We start from the raw sequence: 11681 nt of genomic DNA on the forward strand, positions 1-11681 counted from the left end.
TTTAAAAAATGAAGAAAAATGAGCAAGAAGGAAAACAAGAAATCGGAGTCAAAGGAGATAATCCGTTCTTCTTCAGCTGAATATTTAACTTTTATTGCAGCTACTGGAGAAGGAGGAGTTGAAGCTATTTATGCAGATGAAAATATTTGGCTATCACAAAAAATGATGGGTACGCTTTATAACGTGAATGTAAGAACCATTAACGAGCATCTTCAAAAGATATTTAAAGACAATGAATTACAAAACAATACAGTTATCCGGAAATTCCGGATAACTGCTTCAGATGGTAAAAACTATAATACACAGCATTACAGTCTTTCTGCAATTATTGCGGTAGGTTACAAAGTAAATTCAGAAAGAGCGGTACAGTTCAGAAAATGGTCTACACAGATAATCCAGGAGTTTACAATTAAAGGTTTTGCAATGGATGATGAGCGTCTAAAAAATGACGGCACTATTCTCGGCAAAAAATATTTTGAAGAACAGCTGCAACGTATCAGGGAAATCCGTTTGAGCGAAAGGAAGTTCTATCAAAAGATAACAGATATTTATGCAACAGCTATTGACTATGACTTGAGTGCGCAAGCAACCAAACGTTTTTTTGCAAACGTACAAAACAAACTGCATTGGGCAATACACGGCCAAACAGCGGCAGAAGTAATTATAAATAGAGCAGACCACCAAAAAGAAAATATGGGATTAACCAATTGGCAAGATGCTCCGAAAGGTAAAATTCAAAAATTCGATGTGAGCGTGGCTAAAAACTATTTATCCGAAAATGAAATGCAACAGCTTCAACGTTTAGTGTCTGCATATTTAGATATTGCAGAAGATATGGCCAACCGTCAAATCCCTATGACTATGGAAGATTGGGAAAGTCGTTTAAATAAATTTATAGAAGCTACCGATAGAGAGATATTACAAAATGCAGGCAAAGTAACTGCTGAAATTGCCAAAGCGCACGCAGAAAGTGAATTTGAAAAATATAGAATAATTCAGGATAGATTATTTGAAAGTGATTTTGATAAAATCATCAAAAATCAACTTCCGCCTAAAAAAGATTAAAAGGTGCCAAATAATTATACCTAACACACAACCAAACAGGGGAATGCAAATGCACAAAACCTTTTGGAATGCAAGAAATGGAGGAGAAAGCTTATAAACGTAGAGCCGATTAATATTTATGAATTAGGCATCTACAGCATCAGGAAAATCAAGAGCTACAATAATTATTGCTTTAAATAAACTGAAAAAAGGTCAACAAATCTTAACTTCGATAAACACTTTCTACAAATGTCATTGATCCCAAGTAAAAAAAGGTTAGCCCATATCGTTTTCGAACATGACGACAAAGCTTCAAAAGCATTTGATGTGACCATTCTTGTTTTGATCTTGGGAAGTATCATCGTAGTGGTATTGGATTCAGTAGGGGAGATTAGGGTAGAGTACCACAAGTTTTTTTCGGTCTTGGAATGGACTTTCACTATACTTTTCACATTGGAATACTTACTCAGGTTGTGGCTTTCTAAAAGGAAAATTGGCTATGTCCTCAGTTTTTATGGTTTAGTAGATCTTTTTGCTATTGTTCCTACTTACTTAAGTTTGTTTCTTTTGAACACACAGTTTTTGGTTGTGATTCGATCGCTTAGGTTGTTGAGGGTGATTAGGATTTTGAAACTGGGGCGATATCTCAATGAAGCTGAGTTTCTCAAAGAAGCACTAAATGCAAGCAAAGCCAAAATCCAAATATTCATTGGGTCAGTATTGGCGATTGTGTTGATAGCGGGTACATTGATGTACATTGTTGAGGGTCCAGAAAGTGGCTTCACCAGCATTCCAATGTCCATGTATTGGGCGATTGTAACTTTAACTACCGTTGGGTTTGGTGATATTACGCCATTGACAGCTTTTGGTAAATTTTTGGCTTCACTGATTATGCTAATGGGGTATGGGATCATCGCTGTTCCAACAGGTATAGTCACTGCTGAAATGGCTAGTGCAAAAAATAAAATCAGCATGGCAAATGCTAGATCTTGTGGAAATTGCAAATTCATAGAATCTGACGTCCAAGCAAAATTTTGTAAAAATTGTGGAGAGAAATTTCCCCAAAAATAAGCCATGAGGAAGCTTTACCCGTAAAAGTTCTAAAACTTAACCTTCACATATGAAAAAAGCTATTTTCTTTTGCTTACTGCTTGTGAGTGCCGGATTTACTGCACAAGCTCAATCTCAATCCGATGAAGTTCAGGAATCATTTACTGAATGGAAAATCGTAACTGTCGTAGAGTCAATTATTCCCATGGGCTTAGGTAGATCTCGAATGATCGAAAACATGACAGAGGTAGATACCGAACAGTTTCGAACCTCTAGGACAGATGGAAAGAAGTCTTCTCAAAGAAGTGTGAGCCGAAAAGAGCTAAAGGTCGATAAGTTTGACGAAGCGAAACTTTTGAATTTTTTCAGTGCAACGGGGATAAATTTTCAGAATATAGCTTCAAATGATGCGATGATAGCGGCTAGAATCATGGAACTTGAATCAGAGGGCTATGGATTGGTGTATGTGACAAGTGCTGTAGAAAGTCATGCTGGTTCCGAAGATAGTAGCGGATTATTTATTACTAGAATGTTTTTCAAAAGAACATTGGTTGACTAAAGTAAATTTGTCTGGCCTCCTTTGGCTTGGATTGCAGCTGAGGAGGTCAGACAAAAATTGCGCTAAGTGGTATCGAAGTTATAATTTTTTTATCTTTCAATCATGAAGTTTAAGATTGCAATATTAGGGACAGGAAATGTGGCCTATCATCTGATTCCTGCTTTGGAAAATGCAGGCCATACCATCACCGAAATCTATGGTAGAAACTTGGAAGATGCGGAAAAATTGACAGAAAAAGTCTATGTGGCGGAAGCTGTTGATGAGCTGGATTTTTCTGAAAGTAAAGCTGAAATTTTCATTTTGGCAGTAAGTGATTCCGCAATTTCAGATATTGCCGATGAGATTATCTTGCCAGAAAATAGCATCCTTGTACATACATCAGGCACAGTTCCTTTAAGTATTTTGGGTTATAGCTCGGCTACTTACACAGGAGTAATGTATCCTTTGCAAACTTTCAGTAAAGGGAGAGCAATTGATTTTGTAGATGTTCCTTTTTTGTTGGAGTCAGAGGATGAGGAGACTTTGCAGAAGTTGAAAAAATTGGCTAAAAGCCTAACTCCCTACAATTATATAGTCAAGTCAAAGGATCGGCTTGCATTGCACATAGCAGCAGTTTTTGCAAGCAATTTTACGAATCACATGATTAGATTGTCAGAAGAAATTATGGCAAGGCAAGGGTTGGATTTTGAAATGCTCAAACCCTTGATCATAGAATCAATAAGCAAAACTTTGGAAATCGGTGCCAAGAGGGCACAAACAGGACCTGCAATTAGAGGTGATTTTGGGACGCTTGACAACCACTTCCAGTTTTTGAACTACAACGAGCAAGTTGCAGAACTTTATAGACTGATCTCTCAAGACATTATCGACGTGAATTGAGAAATTGAAGATTGAAAGATTTGTGAAATTTTAAGATTTTATCAAGCTGGAAATTAGCCTTAAACTTCTTAGAATAATTGAGATGATTAGGCTTCAAATGATTAAAGATAAAAAAACCAAAGAGGTTTTGGAAACCCAAAACCTCATAAATTTTGATTTAGGACTAGTCCTCCCAAGTCCCAAATTTCCCTGCTTGATAATCTTGGTATGCTTGCATGATTTCTTGCTGAGTATTCATCACAAATGGCCCTTGCGCCACCAAAGGTTCGTTGAATGGCTTGGCATGTCCCAAAATAACTATTGCATCTTGTGAAGCTTTGACGGTCAAAGAATCTCCATCATTATTAAATTCAATAAGATTTCTGTAAGGAATTTTTTCCCCTTGTATTTGTACTTCACCTCGTACCACATAGAAAAAAACATTCTCTTCTTGAGGGATATTTTTGGTAAATGTACTTCCTGATTTCATATAAACTGTACTCATCATCATGGGACTGATGGTCTCAAATGATCCTTTGTGATTATCCCACTCACCTGAGATTAGTTGAACAGAGATTTTTCCATCCTCCAAATCAAAATGTGTGATTTCATCTTTTTGTAAGCCTTTATACTTAGGCTTAGTCATTTTGTGCTTTGCAGGTAAATTGACCCATAGTTGGAGGATTTCCAGATCTCCCCCTTCTTTTTTGAATTTTTCAGAACTAACCTCTGCATGGATAAGTCCACTTCCTGCAGTCATCCATTGAATACCACCTTTTTCGATTACAGATTCATGCCCTCCAGAATCCTTGTGCATGATATCACCTTCAAGAATGAAAGTTACGGTCTCCATTCCACGATGTGGATGAGGTCCAAATGGAAGTCCATTGTTGTTTTTTGGATAGGTTTGGTGCCCATGATGATTGAGAAAAATAAATGGATCGATCTGCCTCAACTCCCTTGAAGGGAGTGGGTTATAAGTTATAAGGTCTGCGATGGGGTGATATGATGCCGTATGAATTGTTTTGATAGTTTTCATATTGGAGTTTATATGTATATACATCTAAATAGATAAAAACTCAAAATTGTTCCATTTGGAGCAAAAAAAAACGCTGGATTTATGTCCAGCGTCTTGTAATTTTATTTGTTTTTACTTAAGCCAAGCTAGTTGAACCTCGTCAGGAGCCTTCATTCTGTCAGCTACACGCATGTATCTATCAGCTAAATTTGCTAAGTAGTCCTGTGCTTTTGAAGCTACGTCATTCAAGCCTGTCAATTTTTCGATATCCCAAAGTTTTACCAAGTGGTCAATAATTCTTGCATAATCCCAGCCTGTGTAGACACCGATTTTTTGGGTAATGGCAGAGAATTGATCAAAAAGAGTAGGGTTTGCACTTCCATGTCCCATGAGTACTGCAGGCATTACAATCTGCTTCCTCATCATTTTTTCGAATGCTAAAATAGCCCCATTTGGATCTATTTTGAAGATTTCAGACATAAAGCTTTTGTAGGCTTTTTCATGTCTAGCTTCGTCTCCTGCTATAGTTTTGCAAATTCTTGACAAGACATCGTCACCTGCTTTATCCGCAAGCTTTCCAGTGTTCACATGAGATACTTTTGTAGCTCTCTCTTGGAAAGATGTATATATAATTGCTTGAAATGGATCTTTTTCTGATTTTGGATCAAAGCCATTGTATATCAATCTATGAATAGTCTGCTCTACTTTTTTCATGTCAGCTCGACCAGAAAGGTATAAGTACTTGTTTAGAAGATCTCCATGACGGTTTTCTTCTGCAGTCCAAGCCTTTGACCATCTTACCCAGCCAGATGGACTTAGCAAGCTTCCTTCTTCGTTGATTCCTTCTAGCAAGTTGAAATATGTCTGATAACTCGGAAGTGCTTCTTCAGTAATCATATTTCCAATTAAGGAAGTGATAACCGTGTCAGGGATTCCTGCTGCTCTTTCTTGAAGTAATTTTACTTGATCAAATGCATCCAACTTAGCCATGTCTGGCAAAAAGTCTGTTGGTTGCCAACAGTCATCTGGATCTACCAGAACATTGTCCACTGCATGCCCCACGAAATCATCCAATTGACTGATGACTTCCATGTTTTTTTCTAATTCGTAATTGATATTTTTTGACTTGTTCATAATTTAATCATTCAACACCTTACCAAAAGCTAAAAAATTTTTAATCTCAGATTTGGGTAAGGTAATTCTTCTATAAAGATAAGTACAAAATAGATAAATGCGATGGGAGAAACTCGATTTCTAATTTGAGTTTACTTCTCAATAGGTTAATTTATATGCTACTACCTTGTTTTTAAAGAACGTAGGAACAAGCACAAGGTTATCTTCTGGAATGTAATCAATGTCAGCAGTGTTTGACTCTTCTGCCTTAGTATCAAGGATTTTGGTTTCTTGCCCATCTTGAATAAGATATATTTCGCCTTGCCATCTGCTTGCAATAAATGTACTTTCGTCGATAACGACCAAACCATCTCCACCTGTGACTACTTCATTGATCATTTCGAAGCTTCCGTTACTGTTATATTTTTTCAAACCAGATCCATCCAATCCATAAAGTACTCCATTTGATCCAACTCTTAGTCCGTTGATTTTATCCTGCCCTTCTGCAAAAGTGCTGATTGCCCCATCTTGGAACAAGTGAATCTTCCCAGTGTTCATATCGGAGAAATATACTTTGTCTCCATCTGTATCGACGTCATTTAGAAATTCAGCACCTTCTATTTTATATCTATTGCTGATCTCTGCAGTTTTTATATCTATTTCTACCAGCTCGTCTATATTGGTCACATATAATTTTCCATTGCTGATACCCATGCCTTTTGGAGAGTCGATACCTGACACCCATTCTTTTTGAATTATTTCACCTTCTTTACTGATGATAGCTATAGAGCCTTTACCATCTTTTTCTGAAGGGGAACCATCGATATTTGAAACATATATGATTCCTGTTGTGGGATCAAATAAAGTTGATTCATTTGTCATCAACTCAGCAGTTGTTTCCCAGACCTTGGTTAGTGAGGGCTCTATAGATTCCTCTACCTCTACTTCTGTTACTTCTTCATTTGTAGTTTTGGAATCGCAGCTCCAGATGATTAGAGGGAAAGCTAATGTTAGTATTAATTTTTGGGTGGTTTTCATCTTTTCGAATTTTGATTTATACATAAATTTAGGGATAATTTATGAAATAGAGCGAATTCCTATAATTCAATCTGAGTAGCTACAACAATAATAGCTGAAATCTGTTTTACCCAACATTTCAACCGCTTATAAATCTTGTGGTTAAAATATTTAAGTGATTGCTTAAATTGAAATTTAAACCTAATCATTATGAAAAAAATCTTACCAATAGTAGTCAGTTTAGTACTTTCATTTTCCTGTAGTGAAAAAGAAAAAGAAGTAGATTATTCGTTACTTTCTGATGAAGAAAGACTGGAAATGGCAAAGGAATTTACAAAAAACACCATTTTGGTGGATGGCCACATGGATCTGCCATTTCGAATGTATAATATGGGTAACACCATGACTGGAGAGGTCTATGATTTCATAAACAAAAGTGACCAAGGGAATATCGATTATGTAAGAGCCAAAGAAGGCGGGATGGATGCTCCTTTTATGGCCATTTATATTCCGGCGGGCTATCAGGAAAAAGGTGGGGCAAAAGACCTTGCTGATACTTTGATCATGATGGTAGAGCGCTTGGCAAATACGTGGCCTGAGCAATTGGCTTTGGCAAAATCTCCGAAGGAAATTGAAGATAATTTCAGTAAAGGTTTACTTTCCCTTCCAATGGGTATAGAGAATGCCGCTGCCATTGAAGATAAACTGGAGAATGTCGAATACTTTTATAACAAAGGAATACGCTACATGACCTTGACACATGGCAAGGATAATCTCGTAGGAGACTCTTCATATGATGATTCTGAGACCCATGGCGGCTTGAGTGAGTTTGGCAAAGAGGTAGTAAAAGAAATGAATCGATTGGGAATGATCATTGATGTTTCACATATCACAGATAAGACATTCTTTGACGTTGCCGAAGTTAGTGATGCACCAATAGTGGCTACCCATAGCTCTGCAAGGAAATTTACACCTGGTTTTGAGAGAAATGTTTCGGATGAAATCATCAAAAAAATAGCCGAGAAAGACGGAATGGTTATGATTACGTTTGGAGGTAGTTTTGTCGATCAGGCTTTCTCTGAAAAAAATACTGAGAATAGAGCTCACATCCAGTCTTGGATGGAAGAAAACAAACTGGATAGAAGAGATTCTGCTGCTATAGAATACATCAAAACATATATGGCAGAGAATAAGCCGACTGTCCATGTATCTAAAGTAGCTGAGCATATTGACTATGTTGCGAAAATGGTTGGGATAGACCATGTTGGCCTTGGGTCTGATTTTGATGGGGTTGGTGATACTTTGCCAGATGGACTAAAGGATGCTTCTATGTATCCTAATTTGATTGCAGAATTGATGAGGCTTGGATATTCTAAAGAAGATTTAGAGAAAATTTGCTACAAGAATTTCTTCAGAGTATGGAATGCAGTAGAAGCTGCGGCTAAAAGATAAAATCCTCGAGAAAAATCAAATACTAGTATTTCCTCTGTTTTGGAAAAGGTAAAGGGAAGTAGATCCTTTTACCTTTTTCCTTTTTATTTATATGACTATCCGTTTTCTTGCAAGTAGCCAATCAAAAGATTGTCGGGTGAACGATTTGTGGTTCTATTGACTGTAAGTTGTTTTCTGTTGACGAGTATCCGCAACTTATATAGCTACTTCTTACCAAACGTGCAACATTGCGGATACTCATATTTATTTACAATGTTATGCTTAATAAAAAATTCTTCAGCATAATTTCCAATGGACAACTTACTGTCCTATTCCAATTCCGTGATTTCTTGGTCCAATCTGCGGATAATAATTCCAATTTCTTTATCTATTTCTTCGAAAAAACTTTTTGCATCATTTGCGGGGAGTTCTTTAAGTTTCTCGACATCATTGGCCAAATGAACCAATCTTTTCAAATCCAAATTTAGAGCAATTCCTTTGATGGCATGTCCGGTTTGTTTTAGTTTGATTAAATTTTTCTCTTCAACATGATATAGAAGAGCGCTGTGCAGCAGATTGATGTTTTCCCTGCTTACTTCGATCAATTCTTTGAAAAACTCCGGGTCAGTCTTTTTATATTCTTCAAATTTAGATTCATATTGATTTTCTGGGATGGTGTTTTCTGCCTTTAGATATTTGAATAGTTTTTCGGAAATATCAGAAACTAAAATCGGCTTGCTAAGATAATCATCCATACCTGCCTCAATGCAACGACCATATTCACCTTTTACCGTGCCGGCAGTCAATGCAATGATAGGTACCCTTTCACTTTTTTCGGTTTTTTCGAGAGCTCTAATTTCCTTTGTCGCTTCATATCCACTCATTTCAGGCATTTGAATATCCATAAAAATCATCTCTGGCCTGTAAGTTTTGTACATATTGACTGCTTCTAAGCCATTTTTAGCTTCATATATTGCGGCATTAGGAATAATGCTCCTTACAATTGTTTTAGCTAAAAGCATATTAACAGCGTTATCATCTACCAATAGAAATGTTCTAGTAACACTAGCAAGCAAATTTGATTCAGCAGGATTGGTTTTTTCTATATTTTTCTCGTGTTCTAACTCATATTCTCCCAGCTCATATGGAACATCTAGCGCAAAATAGAATTTGCTTCCCTTTGACAGTTCAGTCTCAAGTTCAAGTTTACTGTCCATAAGTTCCAAAAGTTTATTGCAGATCGATAGGCCCAATCCTGTGCCGCCATACTTTCTTGTTGTAGAATTATCCTCTTGTGCAAAAGCTTCAAATATTATTTTTTCTTTCTCCTTTGACACCCCAATTCCTGTATCTCTTACTGAAAAATTTATGTTGGTTTTCTGAATATTTGAGTTGATTGTATTCACTTGAATTGATAATTCCACTTCTCCTTCTTCAGTAAATTTGATTGCATTGCTTAGAAGGTTTATCAGAATTTGTTTGATCCTGATTAAGTCCAAGATTACTGTTTCTGGTAATTTGAGATCTAATGAAAGTATTAGTTTAATATTCTTTGCATCCGCAAGAGGTTTAATGACATTCAGCGATTCCTTGGCGACTTCCCTTAGGCTAAGCCTGATTGGGCTAAGTTCAAGCTTTCCAGCTTCAATTTTGGAAAAATCCAATATGTCATTGATCAATTCTAAAAGTATATTTCCAGACTGAGTGATTGATTTTAAGTAACTTCTCTGCGTTTCGTCCAGTCTAGTACGGATCAGAAGATCTGAAAAACCAATCACACCGTTCAAAGGGGTCCTTATTTCATGACTCATATTGGCTAAAAATTCTGATTTTGCCATGTTCGCTTCACGTGCTTGCTGCATTGATTTCAATAAGTTTTGTTCTAGATTTTTCCTTTCTAACGCATTGGAAATGCTATCAGCAAAACTCAATAACAATGCAGCTTCTGCTTCACTCCATTCCTTTTCGTAGGTACAGTCATCAAAACCAACATATCCCCAGAATCTTTGATTTATAAAAATAGGTATCAAAAGTATGGATTTTATGTCTTGACCAACCAACAGAGACCTTAAATCTTCATCATTTATTTTTGACACGATTGCTTGATAGATTCTGTTTTGTTCCAAAAAAGCAACCGCTTCTCCATAAAATTCCATTGGAATATTCTGCAGTTCCGGATTGTTGATTTCAGGTGGTACGCCCATGGCACTCCATTCAAATCTCTGCGAACTAAATACTTTCCCTCCTTCACCAATACTGTTTTCAAACAAATAGGCTCTATCGACATTTGCACCTTCTCCAAGTATTGTAATAGCTTTTTGTGTGGCAATGGCAAAATCAGGGTTTGAAAGCAGTTCTTTTGTAGCCATTGTAATGGATTTGAGCATTCTTTCGTTTCTCAATAGACTTTCATTTGCCATTTTCAGCATTAGCTCATTTGATTTTATTAGCTCAGCTGACTTCTTTTCTACTGTCACATCTCGAATCATAATGTAATGAATCATGTTTCGGTGTGAAGTTGGGTCAATGGTTTTCTCTCTTTTTATCAACAATGTCTGACCCATCTCTATTGTCAATTCTAGTGGATCAGTGGTGCTCTGAACATCTAAAAAGGGCTTGAGGTAGGGGTATTCTTGAAGGATCTTTACACTGCTTATAGGAGGTTTTATTTTTAGAAATTTCGAAGCCACTTTGTTCTGGGTAATCACGTCACCTAGTGGGTCCAAGATGATTATCCCATCATTTAGCTCATTGAATATATGCTCAAATGCAATTGGAGTGGATTTGAAGATTTTTAGATTAAATAAGCCCCAGTAAGTCAATGATGCGCTTATTGCCAATGCAAATGGGACCAAGTCGATTTGAAAGTTGTATAGATCTAAAAGCTCAAGTACATGGGTGCTCCACGGAACTAGCGTCGCTATCAAGAAAATTATAACTTGCTTGGAATAAGTGTTTGGGACAAATAATAGTGTTCTGAATAGTAGTGTATTTGCGATTACCACTAACAGGGCAGTGTATGTTCCGTATATCCAGTGATAGATTCCCGGTATAAAGGAAATGGCATAGAAGTAATCATTTTTGATTACGTCAAATGATTTGTAATAAAGATGATGGTATTCATTAGTCAATATTAATATTATAGATATAAAAGCAGGTCCAAATAAAATCGCTTTATTGATCTTCGTTAAGTATTTTTCGTTTTTTGTGTATTTCAATATAAAGGACAAAAGTAAAGGTGTGATAAATACTGCACCAAAAAACTCTAATTTGAAAAAGAGGAGTATATATTCTAGCGATGTTGAAATCATTTCAAAACCATAAATAAAAGTATACCAAAAACAACTTAGTAATAAGTAAAAAAAGTATTTTTCACCAAAATAACTATCTTTTTTTCTGCTCAAAATGATAAGAAATAAAAATAAAATACTCGTTAGAAAAACAGGTATCGATATATAGTTGAATTGAAATTGTTGAAATACTTCCATCTTTTAAAAATTATATATGATTACCTAATACTTCTTTATAATAAAATTTATTGACCATAATAACACTAAAGACCGTCAATAGTTGACTAATAATAAGTCAGGT

General features: G+C 36.2%; 9 protein-coding genes. 5 read left to right on the forward strand and 4 right to left on the reverse strand.

The window, feature by feature from the left end:
* Positions 1 to 18 precede the first annotated feature (18 nt).
* The 4 genes from MM213_RS06230 (at position 19) to MM213_RS06245 (ending at position 3532) form a co-directional block, all read left to right on the forward strand.
* Complete coding sequence (locus tag MM213_RS06230) at positions 19 to 1065, forward strand: virulence RhuM family protein (protein WP_241410623.1); 1047 nt, start codon at positions 19 to 21, stop codon at positions 1063 to 1065.
* Between the two features lie 228 nt (positions 1066 to 1293).
* Positions 1294 to 2115 (forward strand): ion transporter, encoded by an 822-nt coding sequence (locus MM213_RS06235; protein WP_241410624.1) that lies wholly within the window; start codon positions 1294 to 1296, stop codon positions 2113 to 2115.
* A gap of 49 nt (positions 2116 to 2164) precedes the next feature.
* Positions 2165 to 2653, forward strand: a complete 489-nt coding sequence (locus MM213_RS06240) for a hypothetical protein (protein WP_241410625.1) — start codon at positions 2165 to 2167, stop codon at positions 2651 to 2653.
* Between the two features lie 102 nt (positions 2654 to 2755).
* Positions 2756 to 3532 carry a Rossmann-like and DUF2520 domain-containing protein gene (locus tag MM213_RS06245; protein WP_241410626.1) on the forward strand — a complete coding sequence of 259 codons (777 nt, stop codon included), beginning with the start codon at positions 2756 to 2758 and terminating at the stop codon, positions 3530 to 3532.
* A 163-nt stretch (positions 3533 to 3695) separates the two neighbouring features.
* On the opposite strand, the gene MM213_RS06250 is transcribed toward MM213_RS06245, so the two are convergent.
* From MM213_RS06250 to MM213_RS06260, 3 genes are all read right to left on the reverse strand, one after another.
* Positions 3696 to 4550, reverse strand: coding sequence for a pirin family protein (locus MM213_RS06250; protein WP_241410627.1), 855 nt, complete (start codon positions 4548 to 4550; stop codon positions 3696 to 3698).
* Positions 4551 to 4661: 111 nt separating this feature from the next.
* Positions 4662 to 5663 (reverse strand): acyl-ACP desaturase, encoded by a 1002-nt coding sequence (locus MM213_RS06255; RefSeq protein ID WP_241410628.1) that lies wholly within the window; start codon positions 5661 to 5663, stop codon positions 4662 to 4664.
* A 138-nt stretch (positions 5664 to 5801) separates the two neighbouring features.
* On the reverse strand, positions 5802 to 6680 hold the full coding sequence (locus tag MM213_RS06260; RefSeq protein ID WP_241410629.1) for a YncE family protein: 879 nt from the start codon (positions 6678 to 6680) through the stop codon (positions 5802 to 5804).
* A gap of 189 nt (positions 6681 to 6869) precedes the next feature.
* Here MM213_RS06260 and MM213_RS06265 point away from each other — a divergent pair, with 189 nt between their 5' ends.
* Positions 6870 to 8111 carry a dipeptidase gene (locus MM213_RS06265; protein WP_241410630.1) on the forward strand — a complete coding sequence of 414 codons (1242 nt, stop codon included), beginning with the start codon at positions 6870 to 6872 and terminating at the stop codon, positions 8109 to 8111.
* A 308-nt stretch (positions 8112 to 8419) separates the two neighbouring features.
* Here the strand turns inward: MM213_RS06265 and MM213_RS06270 are convergent, their stop codons facing one another.
* On the reverse strand, positions 8420 to 11578 hold the full coding sequence (locus MM213_RS06270; RefSeq protein ID WP_241410632.1) for a histidine kinase N-terminal 7TM domain-containing protein: 3159 nt from the start codon (positions 11576 to 11578) through the stop codon (positions 8420 to 8422).
* Positions 11579 to 11681: the final 103 nt, after the last annotated feature.

This window comes from Belliella alkalica (assembly GCF_022549785.1).
Lineage (GTDB): Bacteria > Bacteroidota > Bacteroidia > Cytophagales > Cyclobacteriaceae > Belliella > Belliella alkalica.

Bases quoted from the DNA above. Each gene is read 5' to 3' on its own strand.
- MM213_RS06230 (WP_241410623.1), top strand. From the start codon at position 19: ATGAGCAAGAAGGAAAACAAGAAATCGGAGTCAAAGGAGATAATCCGT.
- MM213_RS06235 (WP_241410624.1), top strand. From the start codon at position 1,294: ATGTCATTGATCCCAAGTAAAAAAAGGTTAGCCCATATCGTTTTCGAA.
- MM213_RS06245 (WP_241410626.1), top strand. From the start codon at position 2,756: ATGAAGTTTAAGATTGCAATATTAGGGACAGGAAATGTGGCCTATCAT.
- MM213_RS06255 (WP_241410628.1), bottom strand. From the start codon at position 5,663: ATGAACAAGTCAAAAAATATCAATTACGAATTAGAAAAAAACATGGAA.
- MM213_RS06240 (WP_241410625.1), top strand. From the start codon at position 2,165: ATGAAAAAAGCTATTTTCTTTTGCTTACTGCTTGTGAGTGCCGGATTT.
- MM213_RS06260 (WP_241410629.1), bottom strand. From the start codon at position 6,680: ATGAAAACCACCCAAAAATTAATACTAACATTAGCTTTCCCTCTAATC.
- MM213_RS06270 (WP_241410632.1), bottom strand. From the start codon at position 11,578: ATGGAAGTATTTCAACAATTTCAATTCAACTATATATCGATACCTGTT.
- MM213_RS06265 (WP_241410630.1), top strand. From the start codon at position 6,870: ATGAAAAAAATCTTACCAATAGTAGTCAGTTTAGTACTTTCATTTTCC.
- MM213_RS06250 (WP_241410627.1), bottom strand. From the start codon at position 4,550: ATGAAAACTATCAAAACAATTCATACGGCATCATATCACCCCATCGCA.